Source organism: Streptomyces sp. NRRL S-37, assembly GCF_000721605.1.
Lineage (GTDB): Bacteria > Actinomycetota > Actinomycetes > Streptomycetales > Streptomycetaceae > Streptomyces.
On the sequence record NZ_JOIZ01000026.1, the window covers coordinates 53,391 to 69,534 of the forward strand.

Below are 16,144 nucleotides of genomic sequence, written 5' to 3' on the forward strand. Positions count from 1 at the left end.
TCTAAAATTTGAGTTACTTAACGGTAGTTAGCGTGACCAGCATCGCAGTGTTTTGGAGCGTGAGAGACCTTGGCCGGATCGGCTGACTTCGACCTGTACCGCCCGTCCGAGGAGCACGACATGCTCCGTGACGCCGTCCGCGCGCTGGCCGAGGCGAAGATCGCGCCGTACGCCGCCGCGGTGGACGAGGAGGCCCGCTTCCCCCGGGAGGCCCTGGACGCGCTGACCGCGAACGACCTGCACGCCGTGCACGTGCCCGAGGAGTACGGCGGCGCGGGCGCTGACGCCCTCGCCACGGTCATCGTGATCGAGGAGGTGGCCCGCGTCTGCGCCTCCTCCTCCCTCATCCCGGCCGTGAACAAGCTGGGCTCGCTGCCGGTGATCCTCTCCGGCTCCGAGGCGCTGAAGAAGAAGTACATGACCCCGCTCGCCAAGGGTGACGGCATGTTCTCGTACTGCCTGTCCGAGCCCGACGCCGGCTCCGACGCGGCCGGCATGAAGACCCGGGCGGTCCGCGACGGCGACACCTACGTCCTCAACGGTGTGAAGCGCTGGATCACCAACGCCGGCGAGTCCGAGTACTACACGGTGATGGCCGTCACCGACCCCACCAAGCGCTCCAAGGGCATCTCCGCCTTCGTCGTGGAGAAGTCCGACGAGGGCGTCTCCTTCGGCGCCCCGGAGAAGAAGCTCGGCATCAAGGGCTCCCCGACCCGCGAGGTCTACCTCGACAACGTCCGCATCCCCGCCGACCGCATGATCGGCGAGGAGGGCACCGGCTTCGCCACCGCGATGCGGACCCTGGACCACACCCGCATCACCATCGCCGCCCAGGCCCTCGGCATCGCCCAGGGCGCCCTCGACTACGCCAAGGGCTACGTCCAGGAGCGCAAGCAGTTCGGCAAGCCGATCGCCGACTTCCAGGGCATCCAGTTCATGCTCGCCGACATGGCCATGAAGATCGAGGCCGCCCGCCAGCTCACCTACGCCGCCGCCGCGAAGTCCGAGCGCGGCGACAGCGACCTCACCTTCCAGGGCGCCGCCGCCAAGTGCTTCGCCTCCGACGTCGCCATGGAGGTCACCACCGACGCCGTCCAGCTCCTCGGCGGCTACGGCTACACCCGCGACTACCCGGTCGAGCGCATGATGCGCGACGCGAAGATTACCCAGATCTACGAAGGCACGAATCAGGTCCAGCGGATCGTGATGGCCCGCAACCTGCCGTAACGGCGGGCGGGCCGGAGGGAGCGGAGGGCGTCCGGGGGGCCGGGCGCCCTCCGCCTCTTCCGCCCGGCATGCGCCGTCACAGGAAGCGGCGGATCGGGGTGACCGCGGCCTCGGCGAGGCGTTCGGTCAGGGGGCGGCGCCGCCAGCGGGCCGGGTCGACGGGCTCGCTCAGCTCGCGGTCGGCGTCGAAGTCGGCGTCCAGCGCGGCCGTGAAGTCCTCGTCGAGGACGGCCAGCATGACCTCCTCGTCGTGCTCCAGGGAGCGGCGGTTGAAGTTGGTGGAGCCGATGAGGGAGCAGACGCCGTCCACGGTGATGACCTTCGTGTGCAGCATGGTCGGCTGGTACTCCCGCACCTCCACGCCCGCGTCGACCAGGGTCTGGTAGTGCTGCCGGCCGGCCAGTTGGCAGGCCCGCTGGTCGGTGTGCGGCCCCGGCAGCAGTATCTCCACCCGCACGCCCCGGCGGGCGGCGGCGGCCAGCAGGTCGATGAAGTAGGTGTCGGGCGCGAAGTAGGCCGTGGACAGCCGGAAGCGCTCCCGCGCCGAGGTGATCACCACGCGCAGCAGCGTCTGCATGTCCTGCCAGCCGAAGCTGGCCGAACCCCGCACCACCTGCACCGTGGCGTTCCCCGGCTGCTCCTGCGCGGTGAAGCGGTCGTGCTCGTCGTACAGCTCGTCGTGGCACTCGGCCCAGTTCTGGGCGAAGGCCGCGGCGATGCCGTCCACGGCCGGCCCCCTGACCTTCACGTGGGTGTCGCGCCACTCGCCGGGATCGCGGGCGTCACCGCACCACTCCTCGGCGATGCCGACGCCCCCGGTGAACGCGGTGTGCTCGTCGGTCACCAGGACCTTGCGGTGACAGCGGTGGTTCTGCCGCATCGGGGACAGCCGGGTGGGCTTGCGGAACCAGGCCACCTGGACGCCGGCGTCGTCCATGGCGTCCAGCAGCTCCGGCTCGATCTCCTTGGCGCCGAAACCGTCCAGCAGCAGCCGTACCCGGACCCCCGCGCGGGCCCGCTCGGCCAGGGCGTCGGCGAACTCCCGCGCGATGTCGCCGCGCCAGTACACGAACGTCATCATGTCGACGGTGTGCTCCGCGGCGCGGATGGCCTCCAGCATCGCGGGGAAGATCCGGTCGCCGTTGCGCAGCGGCACGAGCTCGTTGCCCTCGGTCGCGGCGATGCCGAGGAGCCGTTCCAGCCGTCTGCGCAGCCGCTGTCTCTCCGCCTGTGGTGTCATGTGGGCCCTCCCCTGGATCGTTCGTTCCCGCCCCGTCTCTTTTTTCCGCTGCCGGTGTTTCCAAGCAAAGACGTGGTCCGGGCCGTCCTGTGGTGGTCATGGGGGAGGGGGCGTAGGACGGAGAGGGCGGGGGCCGGGACCCGGCCCTCTCCGTCTCCCTGGGAGGAACCATGACCCAGCAGCAGCCGATCACCACGGAACCGATGAGCCAGGAGGCGCAGGACTGCGTCCAGGCGTGCATGGCCTGCCACGGTATGTGCGAGGAGACCATGAGCTCCTGTCTGCAGGCGGGCGGCGAGGCCCGGATGCCGATCATGCGGGCGCTCATGGACTGCTCGGAGATGACCCGCATGTGCGCGGACATGATGATGCGCCGCTCGCCCCTGGCGAACGAGATGTGCATGATGTGCGCGCAGGCCTGCGACATGTGTGCCGAGGCGTGCATGTCCATGCCGGGCGACGAGAGGATGGCGCGTTGCGCCGAGTCCTGCCGTCGCTGCTCCGAGATGTGCCGTGCCATGGCGGGCGCCACGATGTGACGCCGTCGCCGGACACGGCTGTGGGCACCCCGCGCGGGGTGCCCACGTCCTGCTCGCGGCCGGTCTCAGTCGCCCTTGACGGTGACCTTCTCGTCGTTGTTCAACTGGCTCACCAGCTGCTTCACCTTCGTCTTGTCCCAGAGCAGGTTGCCGCCGGTGGAGCCCGCGATCGGCATGTTCATGGACGTGCCCTCGCCGCCGCTGACGCCCTTCATCGACCAGAACATGTCGGCCAGGTCGAACAGGCCCATGTCCTTGTCGACGATCAGGGAGTCCAGGCCGGCGCCCATGGTCGGGTAGAGCTTGAAGGGGTTGAGGACCGTGCCCGGCGTGGCCACCTGGTTGGCCAGGGCGGAGAGGAACTTCTGCTGGTTCTTCGTACGGTCCAGGTCGGAGCCCGCCAGCGCGTACCGGGTGCGGACGAAGGCGAGGGCCTCCTCGCCGTTCAGGGTCTGCTTGCCCTTCTTGAAGTCGGCGCCGGACTTGGTGTCCTTGATGTCCTGCGGGATGTCCATCTCGACGCCGCCGACCGCGTCCACGATGCTCGCGAAGCCGCCGAAGCCGATCTCCACGTAGTGGTCGATGTGCAGGCCGGTGTTGAACTCGACCGTGCGGACCAGGAGTTCGGGCCCGTCCTCGGCGTACGCGGCGTTGAGTTTCACCTGCCGGCCGGTCCCGGGGTAGCTCTTGCCCGACTCGGAGCCCACGAAGGACGGGATCTCGACGTTGGAGTCCCGGGGCAGCGAGATCAGGGTGGGGCCGTTGTCGCCGGTGTGCAGGATCATCATCGAGTCCGTGCGCTTGCCGTCGGCGGACCCGGTGTGCAGCTTCTTCTTGTCCTCGGCGGTCATGCCCTCGCGGCTGTCGGAGCCGACGATGAGGTAGTTGGTGCCCTCGCCCTTCTCGGGCCGCTCGATCACCTTCGACAGGTCGACCTCGCGGTTGAGCTTGGAGTCGGCCCAGAAGTAGGTGCCGACGGTCGTCACGACCAGTACGGTGACGACGGTGATCGCCGTCCACTTGATACGGCGGCGCCAGTCGGGCGCGGGGCGCTGCGGGGCGTAGCCGTCGCCGCCCGGCCCGCCGGGGCCACCGCCGCCGGGCGTGCCGTAGACCTGGCCGGTGTTGTAGCCGCTGTCGTAGCCGCCGCCGCTGCCGTGTCCGTCCACGTACGACGGCTGCTGCGGGACACCGCCGTACGCGCCCTGCCCGGGAGGGGCCGCCGGGCCGCGGCGGACCTGCCGCATGACACGGGCGCCCTCGGGCTGTGCGCTCGCGCTGCCGCGTCCGTAACGTCCGCCGCGGTTGTCGTCGGACCGTGCCTCGGGCCAATCAGTCATGGGACACAGTGTGCAGGTCCCCGCTGTGTGCCATACAAGGGTCGTCGGAAAATCAGGGCCCCGCTGTTGCGAAGCTGACACAAATTCCGCAGATGTGACCTCGGCATAAGGTGGAGGCCATGACAGACCAGGCCCCCGCCGCAGCCACGGAGAGTCCGGACATCCCGGGCAAGCCCACCTCGGCGTCCCGTACGACCCTCAGCCACATCATGACCCACAACGACACCAATCTGCTGGGCACCGTGCACGGCGGGGTGATCATGAAGCTGGTCGACGACGCGGCGGGCGCCGTGGCCGGACGGCACTCCGGAGGGCCTGCCGTCACCGCCTCCATGGACGAGATGGCCTTCCTGGAACCGGTCCGCGTCGGTGACCTGGTCCATGTGAAGGCCCAGGTCAACTGGACCGGACGGACCTCGATGGAGGTCGGGGTGCGGGTGCTGGCCGAGCGCTGGAACGAGTCCGCGCCGGCCACCCAGGTCGGCTCGGCGTACCTGGTGTTCGCGGCCGTCGACGCCGACGGGAAGCCGCGCCGGGTGCCGCAGGTGATACCGGAGACCGAGCGGGACCGGCGCCGCTACCAGGAGGCCCAGATCCGCCGCTCCCACCGGCTGGCCCGCCGCCGGGCGATCATGGAGCTGCGGGAGAAGCGGGCGGCGGAGGGCTTCGAGGACTGACCCATAGGGGCGCGGGGCTGTGCCGATATGCGGCTCCGCCGCGTGGGCGCGAACGGGATCGACCCATAGGAGCGCGGGGAACTGCGCGAAGGGGGTCCGGGGGCGGAGCCCCCGGGGACGGGATGGGAAGGGGCGGCGGGGGCGAGAAACCGCGCGCCGGCCCGCCCGGCCCGCCCGGCCCGGCCCGCCGCCCGGCCCGGCGTTCAGGAGCACCCCACCTCGTCCCCCCGCACCACCCCGAACTCGCCCTCCCCCGGGTCCCGCGCCCGCACCTTGCGGACCTTCTCGAAGTCGGCGCCCGCGATCACCTTCAGCGTGGCACCCTGGCCCTCCACCGCGCGCAGCTCGCTGCCGGGCAGGGCCGCCGCGAGGGACTTCGCGGAGCGGTCCCAGCGGGGGTCGTAGGTGACGACCGTCCGCCGCACGTCCTGGCGCGCCGCGTTGACCGGGGCGCGGGTGGTGGCGAAGCCGGTCGCCGCCAGCGCGGCGTCGACCCGCCGGCCGAGGCCCGTGGTGCGGGTGCCGTTCTCGACCTGGACGCGGATGTGCCGGGGATCCACCGGGACGCGGAGCGCCGCGTCGGGGGTGCGGCGCACGGAGAGCGGCTCGTCCCGGCGCAGCGCGTCGAAGACGCGCTCGGACTGCGCGGTGTCCCACTTCAGCGTCGCGCCGACGCCCTTCACGGTGTGCCTCATGTCGGAGACCGGCACGGTGGTGAACTCGGAGGAGGAGGGCGAGAAGTTCCGCATCGCACGGCCGAGGTCCAGGAGTTCGCCGGTGCCGAAGCCCTTGTCGGCGCGGACCGAGCCGAGCACCGCCCGGGTCACGTCCCGGAACTTCAGCGGGTTCAGCAGGACCCCGGAGGAGGTGACCCGTTCCACCAGGGCCGCCAGGAAATGCTGCTGGCGCCTCATCCGGCTGAGGTCGGAGGCGCCGTCGACGTGCCGGGAGCGGACGTACTGCAGGGCCCGGCCGCCTTCGAGGGTGTGCCGGCCGGCGGGCAGGTCGAGGCCGGTGCGGCTGTCCTTCAGCCGCCTGTCGGTGCAGATCTCGACGCCGCCGACCACGTCCACGGTCTTCATGAAGCTGGTGAAGTCGACCTCCAGATAGTGGTCGATCTTCACCCGGGTCATCTTCTCGACCGTGCGCACGGTCAGCCGGGGCCCGCCCTCGGCGTACGCCGCGTTCAGCTTCACGGGGTGCCCCTGGTGCCGTTCGCCGCTCACCCGGTCGGTGTGCGGGGGCGTCACGGCGTACGAGTCGCGGGGCAGGCTGACCACGGCGGCCCGCTCACGGTCCGCCGAGATGTGCACGATCATGATCGTGTCGGTGCAGTGGCAGGGCGCCCCGCCGAGCCGGTACTTCTCCCGCTCCTCCTCGCCGATGCTCTCCCGGCCGTCGGTGCCGACGAGCAGGATGTTCATGCCGTGACCGGCCTCGGGGCGGTTCTTCATGTCGTGGAACGGGTCGACCCGGGCGATGTCCTCGTCGAGGCCGCTCATCACCGCGTGTCCGATCCCGGCGGAGGCGAGCACCACGACCGACAGCGAGGTGACGGTGCGCACGACCCAGCGCGGCTTCCCGCGCGGCGGCACGGGCGGCGCGGCGGGCCCAGGGCCCGTGCGGGCCGGCCGCGGGGGACGCTGCGGTGCGGGGCGGGGCCGGGGGGACCGCGGCGGCGTGGGCAAGGGGGACACCTCCGGACGACGGCCGTACGTGGGATCGTGAGCACGGTAGGCCGATACGATCTGCGGCCCGGCACATCGCCCCCGGCACGCGCATCGGTGTCCCCCGTTCGCGGTAACGTGAGCCCTCTATGAACGCCAATCCCGACGTGCGGCTCCCCGCCGTTTCCGTGATCATGCCCGTCCTCAACGAGGAGCGGCATCTGCGCGGCGCCGTCCGCGCGATCCTCGCCCAGGAGTACGCCGGCGAGATGGAGGTCGTGATCGCCCTCGGTCCGTCCACGGACCGCACGGACGAGATCGCCGCCGAGCTCGTGGCCGAGGACCCGCGGGTGCACACCGTGCCCAATCCGACCGGCCGCACCCCGGCCGCCCTCAACGCGGCGATCAAGGCCTCGCGCCATCCGGTCGTGGTCCGCGTCGACGGGCACGGGATGCTCTCCCCGAACTACATCGCGACCGCCGTACGGCTCCTGGAGGAGACCGGCGCGCAGAACGTCGGCGGCATCATGCACGCCGAGGGGGAGAACGACTGGGAGCACGCCGTCGCCGCCGCGATGACGTCGAAGATAGGTGTGGGCAACGCCGCCTTCCACACCGGCGGCGAGGCCGCCCCCGCCGAGACGGTGTACCTGGGCGTGTTCCGGCGCGAGGCGCTGGAGCAGCAGGGCGGGTACAACGTGGAGTTCATCCGCGCCCAGGACTGGGAGCTGAACTTCCGCATCCGTGAGGCCGGCGGGCTGATCTGGTTCTCGCCGGAGCTGAAGGTGTCGTACCGGCCCCGGCCGAGCGTGCGGGCGCTGGCCAAGCAGTACAAGGACTACGGGCGCTGGCGGCACGTCGTGGCCCGCTACCACTCCGGTTCCATCAACCTGCGCTACCTGGCCCCGCCGGCCGCGGTGTGCGCGATCGCGGCCGGGATCGTGGCCGGCGCCGCGCTGACCCCGTGGGGCTTCGTGGTGCCCGGCGGGTACCTCGCGGCGATCGTGCTGGGGTCGATACCGGCCGGCAAGGGGCTGCCGCTCAAGGCGCGGCTGCAGATCCCGGTGGCGCTGGCCACCATGCACATGTCGTGGGGCTGGGGCTTCCTGACCAGCCCGAAGTCCCTGGCCCGCAAGGTGATCGCGAGCCGGCGCCCCCCGGTCCGCGCGGACGCCGCCTCGCACTGACCGGACACCGTCAGGGGCCCCTCTCCCGCCCGGAGAGGGGCCCCTGACGCCGTTCTCACCAGGTGAACCCGGGGTCCACCTTCATGCAGGCCTTCTCGTCCGCGCCGTTGAGCGCCTCGGCGGTCTCGGGCACCTCGTTGTTCTCCTCGGGTGCCTTGTACGTCGTGCCCTCGCGCCAGTCCGCGCCCACCACGAGCGTGACCCCGGAGACGTCGGTCGACCTGCGCACCGCGCCCGGCGCGAGGCCCAGGGCCTCGGCGACCGCCGCGGCGTCGCCCTCCAGGTCCGCGCTCGGGTAGCGGACGACGGTCGTCTTCTCGCTCAGCGAGGCGCTCCGGTCGGCGACCGCCTTGGTGAACCCCTCCTCCACGAGCAGCTCCGCCACGGTGCCGGCCCGGCCGGGGGCCGCGCCCAGGGTGTCGGTGCGGGTGCCGTTCCGCACCAGGACCGGGATCTCGGCGTCCTCGGCGGCCGGGTCGTCCGGGCCCTGGTCCTCCTGCGTCGGGGTGGCCTTCTTCTTCGTGTCCCCGCCGTCCAGGGGGATGTCCTCGCGCACCAGCCGGAAGAGCTGCTCGGCGTCCTCCGTGGGCTCCACCCGCGCGCCCACGTACCGGTTCGGCATGGTGGTCATGGTGATGCGCTCCGGTTCGACCTTCCGCAGCTCGGTGCTGAGGTCGTAGAGCTTCTTGACCGAGTCCAGGCCCGGATCGACGGTGAGTGCCTCGGTGGCCTTCTCGGCGAGCCTGCGCAGCTTGTTCGGGTTGCCCAGGGTGGCGTTCTCGCGCAGCTCCCTGACCATCGAGTTCATGTACATGTGCTGGGCCTTGGCCCGTGCCAGGTCGCTGCCGTCCTCGAAGCCGTACCGGGTGCGCAGCCACTGCAGGGCCTGCTCGCCCTTGACCGGGTGGGTGCCCTTCTCCAGCTTCAGGCCGGAGCCGTGCCCCTGGCTGTCGCGTGAGTGGATGTTGGCGTCGACGCACACCGGGACACCGCCGATGGCGTCCGCCATCGCCACCACACCCGCGAAGTCGACCATGAGGAAGTGGTCGATGTGGATGCCGGTGAGCTCCTGCCAGGTGGCGACCGTGCAGCCCGGACCGCCGTGCCCGAGGCTCTGATTGGTCATCACCCGCCTGTTGCTCGCCGGGTACACCGTGCCGTCGTCGGGGTCGGTGCACTTCGGGATCTCCAGGAGGGTGTCCCGCGGCATGCTGACGACCGACATGTTGCTGCGGTCGGCGGACAGGTGCACCAGCATCTGGACGTCCGCCAGCGGGGTGGAGCCGAACGTCTCCCGGGCGCCGCCGAGTTCCTGGTTCTCCTTGCTGTCCCGCGCGTCGGAGCCGATGAGCAGGATGTTCAACGGGGTCTGCCCCGCGGCGTTCGGCGTCGGCTCCGGGATCTTCTGGTCACCGAGGTTGAGTTCCTGCTGCTCGATGTTGGCGTTGAGATGCCGGTAGTAGACGTAGCCGGCGCCGGCCGTGCCCACTATCAGCACGGCCAGCACCATCGCCGACCAGCGGAGCACCCGGTGCTTGCGCGGCGCCCTGCGCCCGTCGCCCGGACCCTCGCCGCTCCCTTCCCCGAGAGCGGCCTCGTCCTCGGCCTCGGCGGCCGGTACGGCCTCCTGCACACTGTTCTGCGTCAACTTCTGCGTCCTCCACAGCCCTCAGGGCCCGCCGTACGTCTTGGAGACATACGACGGGCCCGTGAGGTTGCGCTACGGCCTCAACTCGCGCACTGAACTTTGTCGGCCGTGGACTTCTCCACCTCGGGCGTCTCGGCCGACGCGGCGTCGAGTTTGACTCCGGCGCCCTTGAAGTCCTTGCCGAGGGTGAGGGTCATGGTGGGCAGGCCCTGGGAGTTGGTGACGCTTTCGCCGGGTTTCATGGCGGATCCGGACAGACGCGGACCTCGGACGGGTCGGCCTTGGTGCCCTTGAGGCGGGCGGCGACCGCCGCGGCCTCCGGCGGGGTTGTCGACCACCGGCACCGTCAGGAACGTGATGTTCTTCGGCGGTACCTTCTTCAGCTCCAGGGCGATGTCCTTCAGCGTGCCCACCGTGCCGATGGCGCTGTCCACGGTGAGCGCCTTGGTCGCGGCCTCGGCCAGCTTGATCAGCTTGGTGGGGCTGGTGAGGGTGTCGCTGGAGGACATCTGCCGCATGAGGGAGCCCAGGAACTGCTGCTGGACCTTGATGCGGTCCAGGTCGCCCTCGTTGCCGAAGGAGTGCCGGGTGCGCAGGAAGGCCAGCGCCTGCTCGCCCTCGATCTGTGACTCGCCGGCGGGCAGCTTCAGATGGGACTTCGGGTCGTCGACGGCGTGCTCCACACAGACCTTCACGCCGCCGACCGCCGTGGTCAGCGTCTTGACCGCGTTGAAGTCGGCCATCATGAAGTGGTGGGGCTGGATGCCGGTCGCCTCCTTCACCGTGCGCATGGTGCAGCCGGCGTCCCGGCCGTCCTGGCCGAGGCTCGTGTTGAAGCGGACGCCGGTGGAGCCGGGGACGACCTTCTCCGTCCCGTCCTCCTGCGTGGTGGGGCAGTCGGGGATGTCGACGATCATGTCGCGGGGGATGCTGAGCGCGGTGGCGTTGGAGCGGTCCTTGGAGACGTGCAGCAGGATCGTGGTGTCGGCGTGGCCCGTGCTGCCCTTGTCGCCGTAGCCCTCGTTGCCCTCACCGGTGCGCTTGTCGGTGCCGATGATGAGGATGTTGAAGGCCTCGTCCTTCTTGAAGCTGCTGCTGCCCGCGGTGCCCACGTCCGTCGTCGTGACGTTGCCCTCGAGGTGCTTGAGGTAGAGGTAGCCGCCGACGCCGGCGGCGAGGACGGTGAACGCCATGGTGCCGCCGGTCCACATCAGGACCTTTTTGCCCCGTGACTTCTTCTTCTCCGGCCGGCGTCCGCGCCGTCCCGGTGCCGGTTCCTCCGGCGCCGTACCACGGCGTCGCCGCTGGGGCGGGACCTCACGGCCGGGCGCGGCCGTACGGCGGCCCCGCGCGTCCTCGGTGGCGTCGCGCGGGGCGGACCTGCGCGGTCCCGGGACGGCCGGCTGCGGTGCGGAAGAGGGCAGTCGCAGTTCGTATTCGCCGGTCCGCGGATTCAGTACCCACTGGTCTGCGGGGTCGACGTCGTCTGCCCGTCCACGTCCTTGCGCGTCCACGGTTTTCCCATCCTCCGTCAGGGCCACGCGGCGCCTGCTCCGAAGGCGCACGGTAAAGGTCGGCACGTGCACTGCGCCAGAGCGGATCTCATGGCGGGGGCACGGGGATGCTCACACTATCTGCCAAGTTGAGCGTCGAACGGTACAGGTGACGTATCCGACGTTCCCACCCTCGAAGCAACTCCCTTTATGTGCCGAATTCCTACCATCGGTAAGGCTTGTACACGTCCATGCATGCGCCCGTCTCGGACCCGTTCAGGGCGTCGCTGCTGTCGGGCAGGTCCCCGGCCTCCGGTTTTCTCTGCCGCGGATACGACGTGCCCGTACGCCAGTCCGCCCCGACGTCGACCGTGATCCCGGACACGTCCGTCGACTTGCGCGTCGCGCTCGCCGGGATGCCCAGTGCCTCGGCGACCCGGCGGGCGTCCTCGGCCGACTCGTCGCCCGGGTAACGGACGACGGTCCGCTGCTCGGACAGCGCCGCCGACGTGTCCGCCGTCGCCCGGTCGAAGCCCTGCTCCACCAGCGCCCCGGCGACGGCGTGCGCACGGCCGTCGACCGGTCCGAGGGTGGCGGACCGGGTGGCGTTCCGTACCAGGACGTCGATGGCGGCGGCATCGGAGGCCTTCGCGGTGGGCTCCGCGGAGGGCTTCGCAGAAGCCTTCGCGCCGCCGTCGTCCTTGCCGCCGTTGTCGTCGAAGGACACGTCGTCGCGGAGCATCGCCCACATCCGCTCGGCGTCGTCACCGTCCGGAAGCAGGTGGTTCGCGTTCTCGGGGTCCGGGACGGTGGGCATCGTCGTCATGGTGATGCGGTTCGAGGGGACCGTCTTGAGCTGCATACCGAGGTCGAACAGCTTCTTGACCGTGCCGATCTCCTCGGACACCGCCAGCGACTTCGTGGCCGCCTCGGCCAGGCCCATCAGCCTGCCGGTGTCGGTGAAGACGTTCTGGCCCCGCAGGGTGCGCATCGCCGAGTTCATGTACATGCGCTGCGCCCGGGTCCGCAGCACGTCGCTGCCCCAGGCGTGCCGGGTGCGCAGCCACTGCAGCGCCTGCTCGCCCTTCACCTTCCTGGACCCGGCCCTCATCTTCAGCCCTGAGCCGCCGGGCACCCGGGGCAGCGGGCGGTCCCACACGTTCTGGTTCACGCAGACCTCGACACCGCCGATGGCGTCGGCCATCCGCACCACGCCCGCGAAGTCGATGGTCATCCAGTGGTCGATGTAGACACCGGTGAGGTTCTCCCAGGTGGCCAGCGTGCAGCCGGGCCCGCCGCGGCCCAGCGACTCGTTGATGATCGTGTCGACCGCCGGGTAGGTCCTGCCGGTCTCCGGATCGGTGCACTCGGGGATGTCGACCCGGGTGTCGCGCGGAATGCTCACCACCGCGGCGCTCTCGCGGTCCGCCGCCAGGTGGATCAGCATCTGCACATCGCCCAGCGGCGCGCTGTCGCGGTGGTCCTTGCCGCCGCCCAGTGCCACGTTGGCGTCGGAGGCGCGGCTGTCGGAGCCGATCAGCAGGATGTTCAGGGGAGTCTGCCCGGCGGCGTTCGGCTCGGTCCTGCGGGCCTTGGAGTCGCCGCTGCTGCGCTCCCCCTTTTCGATGTTGCCGTTCAGATGCCGGTAGTAGAGGTATCCGGCGCCGGCCGTGCCGAGTATCAGGACCGACAGCGTCATCGCGGACCACCTGAGCACGCGGTGCCGCCGCCCGGGGCGCCTGCCGTGGTCGCGCCGTCCGCCGCCCCCGCCGTCGGTGCCGTCCGTGCCGGGACCGTCCCCGGCGGACCGGACCGCCTCCGGCCGCGTTCCCTCTCCCCGCACACCGCTGTGTGTCATGCCTTCTCCCCGTCCTCGCTTCCGTGGACGTGCCCCCGCGCGCGGTTCTTCCGCACAGTCGGACACACGCCGGCCCTCAACGGCTGTACGGCCGCGCCGGAGGATCGGCTGCCCTTCCGGCGGCACCAGGGCCGCCCTGTAGGACGCGTGACGGGACCCTCAGGTCACTTGGCGCACTCGACCTTGTCCGCCGTGGACTTCTGGACCTCCTCGGGGGCCTTGCCGGAGGTGGCGTTGATTTTGATTCCGGCGCCCTTGAAGTCCTTGCCGAGGGTGAGGGTCATGGTGGGCAGGCCCTGGGAGTTGGTGACGCTTTCGCCGGGTTTCATGGCGGATCCGGACAGGCGGACGCGGACCTCGGACGGGTCGGCCTTGGTGCCCTTGAGGCGGGCGGCGACCGCCGCGGCCTCGCCTTGACCTTCTCGGCGGGGTTGTCGTCCACCGGCACCGTGGCGAAGGTCAGGTTCTTGGTGTTGAGCTTGCCCAGCTCCAGGCCGAGGTCCTTCAGCTTGCCGATGCTGTCCAGCTGGGAGTCGACGGTCAGCGCCTCGGTGCCGGCCTCGGCGAGCTTCAGCATCTTGGACGGGCTGGTGAGCGTGTCGTTGGACTTCAGCTTGCGCATCAGCGAGCTGAGGAACTGCTGCTGGATCTCGATGCGGCTCAGGTCGCCGCCGAAGCCCACCGAGTGCCGGGTGCGCACGAAGGCCAGCGCCTGCTCGCCCTCGATGGTGTGCTTGCCCGCCGACAGCTTCAGATGCGAGTCCGGGTCGTCGATGTCCTTCGCCAGACACACCTCGACCCCGTCGACGGCCGTGGTCAGCGTCTTGACCGCGTTGAAGTCGGCCACCATGAAGTTGTCGGGGGTCACACCGGTCAGCTCGGTGACGGTCCGCATGGTGCAGCTGGGCGTACGGCCGTCCTGGCCGAGGCTCGTGTTGAAGCGGACGCCGGTGGAGCCGGGGATGACCTTCTCCGTCCCGTCCTCCTGCGTGGTCGGGCAGTCGGGGATGTCGACGATCAGGTCCCGCGGGATGCTGAGCGCGGTCGCGTTGGAGCGGTCCTTGGAGACGTGCAGCAGGATCGTGGTGTCCGCGTGGCCCGTGCTGCCCTTGTCGCCGTAGCCCTCGTTGCCGGCACCGGTGCGCTTGTCGGTGCCGATCAGCAGGATGTTGATGGCCTTGTCCTTCTGGAAGCCACCGGTGCCCGCGCCGTCGTCGGGGAGCGACTGGATGTTGTCGCTGAGGTGCTCCAGGTAGAGGTAGCCGCCGACGGCGGTGGCGAGGACGACGAACGCCATGGTGCCGCCGGTCCACAGCAGGATCTTCTTGCCCCGCGACTTCTTCTTCGCCTTCTTCGCCGGCCGGCGCCCGCGCCGCCCCGGCGCCGGTTCCTCCGGTGCCGTACGGCGTCGCCGCTGAGGCGGGACCTCACGGCCGGGCGCGGCCGTACGGCGGCCCCGCGCGCCCTCGGTGGTGTCACGCGGGGCGGATCCGCGCGGTCCCGGGACGGCAGGCCGCGGCGTGGAAGAGGGGAGTCGCAGTTCGTATTCGCCGGTGTCCGGATTCAGTACCCACTGATCCGCGGGATCGACGTTCTCCGTCCGCTCACGTCCTTGCGCGTCCACGCCTGTCCGCATCCTTCGTCGGGGCCATGAGGTGCGCCCTCCCCTCCGGACGCCCGGTCTCGGTCTTCCCGGCGCGCGCTCCTCCTCGCGGCGGGGCCTGACGGGCACCGGCGCACCGGACCGTCACATTAACCGCCCGGTTCGCCGCGGGGCGACGTCGGCCTTGAATTCTCAGCTTCCTTACAGCGGGCAATGCGTGCATTTACTGAACCAAGGGGCCACTGTCCCGAACAGCTCTTTTGCCGGTCTTGGGGCTCGCTTTACCCGCAGATGTCCTCGGCGGCGGAGTTGCCGGAGAACGTGGGCGCCGGAGACACCCCGCCGGGACCGCCGTCCGGTGCGGAATCCCGCACGGCCGGCGCGACCGCCACGGGCCGGTCCGCACGCAGCCGGGCGAACAGTTCCCCCGCCGCGGGCTGCGCGAGCTGGTCACGATCGGCGTCCCCGCTGTACGGCTCCCGGGGCACGGTCAGGAACCGCACCCGCGCGGTGGGGATCTCGCGCAGCCCGCGCGCGAGGTCGTACAGATCCCGCAGGCTGGCCAGCCCCGGATCGGTGGTGAGCGACGAGGTGGCCGCGTCCAGGACGGGATACAGCTTCACCGGGTTCAGCAGGACGTCGTTGCCGCTCACCTTGCTGACGAGCGCGCCGAGGAAGCGCTGCTGCCGTTCCATACGGCTGGTGTCGCTGCCGTCGCCGAGGGTCTTGCGGGCCCGGACGTAACCGAGCGCCTGCTCCCCGTCCAGCGTCACCCGGCCCGCCGGCAGTCTCAGTCCGGCGTCCTCGTCGTCGACGGGCTCGCGCAGGCACACCTCGACGCCGTCCACCGCGTCGACCATCTCCTTGAAACCGCCGAAGTCGACGACGACGTGGTGGTCGACGCGGATGTCCGTGAGTTTCTCGACGGTGCGGATGGTGCAGGCGGAACCGCCCACCGCGAAAGCCGAGTTGAACATCGTGAACACCGGCTCGGAACGCGATCCGTCGGGGCGGCGGCAGCCGGGCACGTCCACCATCAGGTCCCGGGGGACCGACACCGCGGTGGCGCTGCGCCGGCCCGCCGACAGATGCAGCAGGATCACGGTGTCCGAACGCTCCGTCCCCGCGTCCCGCCCGTAGCGGGCGTTCTCCTTCCCGGAGCGCGAGTCCGAGCCGATCAGCAGGATGTTCCGGGCGTCCTCGACGAGCGCCGTGGGCCGTTCCTCCTCGAACCGCGCGAGTTCGGCGGCCGCCGCCTCGTCCGGGGTGATGTTCCCCTCCAGCTTCCTGTACACCGCCCACCCGGCACCCGCGGCCGCGAGCAGGACGACGACGACGGCGAGCCCGGTGCCGCGCGCCCAGCGCCGCCGCCGGCGCCGGGCCCGGCCCCGCCCGCTCGCCGAGGACCCCGTCCCCGGACCGAGGGCACGGCCGCCCCCCGGCCGCGCGGGGGACGCTCCTGCGGTGTCACTCATGACCGGGTCCACCCCTCACTGCGTACGGCGTGCGGTGATGCCGTCGCGTACGACGATGACCCGGGGCGGCCGCCGGGGGCGGGTGGTGGTGCGCCGGACGGGGGAGGGGGCGGGGCGGACGGGGGGTGTGGCGGGGGGTGGGTTTCGGCGGGGTGGCGAAGGGTGTTTCCGGGGGTGACGGGTGGTGTGT

The 16,144-nt window shown here is 70.9% G+C and carries 11 protein-coding genes and 1 pseudogene; 4 read left to right on the top strand and 8 right to left on the bottom strand.

Going from position 1 to position 16,144, the window contains the following annotated elements:
• The first annotated feature begins 69 nt into the window (after positions 1-69).
• A complete protein-coding gene (locus tag IH50_RS0131635) occupies positions 70-1,227 on the top strand; it encodes an acyl-CoA dehydrogenase (protein ID WP_030870092.1) in 1,158 nt (385 codons plus the stop codon).
• A 76-nt stretch (positions 1,228-1,303) separates the two neighbouring features.
• On the opposite strand, the gene IH50_RS0131640 is transcribed toward IH50_RS0131635, so the two are convergent.
• Positions 1,304-2,467 (bottom strand): phospholipase D-like domain-containing protein, encoded by a 1,164-nt coding sequence (locus tag IH50_RS0131640; RefSeq protein ID WP_030870094.1) that lies wholly within the window; start codon positions 2,465-2,467, stop codon positions 1,304-1,306.
• A 170-nt stretch (positions 2,468-2,637) separates the two neighbouring features.
• Here IH50_RS0131640 and IH50_RS0131645 point away from each other — a divergent pair, with 170 nt between their 5' ends.
• Positions 2,638-3,006 (top strand): four-helix bundle copper-binding protein, encoded by a 369-nt coding sequence (locus tag IH50_RS0131645; RefSeq protein WP_030870096.1) that lies wholly within the window; start codon positions 2,638-2,640, stop codon positions 3,004-3,006.
• Between the two features lie 65 nt (positions 3,007-3,071).
• On the opposite strand, the gene IH50_RS0131650 is transcribed toward IH50_RS0131645, so the two are convergent.
• Positions 3,072-4,346 carry an LCP family protein gene (locus IH50_RS0131650; protein ID WP_078914159.1) on the bottom strand — a complete coding sequence of 425 codons (1,275 nt, stop codon included), beginning with the start codon at positions 4,344-4,346 and terminating at the stop codon, positions 3,072-3,074.
• A 119-nt stretch (positions 4,347-4,465) separates the two neighbouring features.
• Between IH50_RS0131650 and IH50_RS0131655 the strand changes: the two genes are divergently transcribed.
• On the top strand, positions 4,466-5,023 hold the full coding sequence (locus IH50_RS0131655; RefSeq protein ID WP_030870103.1) for an acyl-CoA thioesterase: 558 nt from the start codon (positions 4,466-4,468) through the stop codon (positions 5,021-5,023).
• A 203-nt stretch (positions 5,024-5,226) separates the two neighbouring features.
• Here IH50_RS0131655 and IH50_RS0131660 read toward each other — a convergent pair whose 3' ends face one another.
• Positions 5,227-6,588 carry an LCP family protein gene (locus IH50_RS0131660; protein ID WP_030870107.1) on the bottom strand — a complete coding sequence of 454 codons (1,362 nt, stop codon included), beginning with the start codon at positions 6,586-6,588 and terminating at the stop codon, positions 5,227-5,229.
• Between the two features lie 251 nt (positions 6,589-6,839).
• Between IH50_RS0131660 and IH50_RS0131665 the strand changes: the two genes are divergently transcribed.
• Complete coding sequence (locus tag IH50_RS0131665) at positions 6,840-7,877, top strand: glycosyltransferase family 2 protein (protein WP_030870110.1); 1,038 nt, start codon at positions 6,840-6,842, stop codon at positions 7,875-7,877.
• Positions 7,878-7,932: 55 nt separating this feature from the next.
• Here the strand turns inward: IH50_RS0131665 and IH50_RS0131670 are convergent, their stop codons facing one another.
• The 5 genes and pseudogenes from IH50_RS0131670 to IH50_RS0131690 all read right to left on the bottom strand — a co-directional run bounded on the left by IH50_RS0131670 (position 7,933) and on the right by IH50_RS0131690 (position 15,954).
• On the bottom strand, positions 7,933-9,525 hold the full coding sequence (locus tag IH50_RS0131670) for an LCP family protein (protein ID WP_030870112.1): 1,593 nt from the start codon (positions 9,523-9,525) through the stop codon (positions 7,933-7,935).
• Between the two features lie 80 nt (positions 9,526-9,605).
• Positions 9,606-11,039, bottom strand: coding sequence for an LCP family protein (locus IH50_RS38100; protein ID WP_420709151.1), 1,434 nt, complete (start codon positions 11,037-11,039; stop codon positions 9,606-9,608).
• Positions 11,040-11,241: 202 nt separating this feature from the next.
• Positions 11,242-12,876 carry an LCP family protein gene (locus IH50_RS0131680; protein WP_030870114.1) on the bottom strand — a complete coding sequence of 545 codons (1,635 nt, stop codon included), beginning with the start codon at positions 12,874-12,876 and terminating at the stop codon, positions 11,242-11,244.
• 164 nt (positions 12,877-13,040) lie between these two features.
• A pseudogene (locus tag IH50_RS38105) lies at positions 13,041-14,500 on the bottom strand (LCP family protein).
• Positions 14,501-14,760: 260 nt separating this feature from the next.
• Positions 14,761-15,954, bottom strand: a complete 1,194-nt coding sequence (locus IH50_RS0131690) for an LCP family protein (RefSeq protein ID WP_030870116.1) — start codon at positions 15,952-15,954, stop codon at positions 14,761-14,763.
• Between the last annotated feature and the right edge of the window lie 190 nt (positions 15,955-16,144).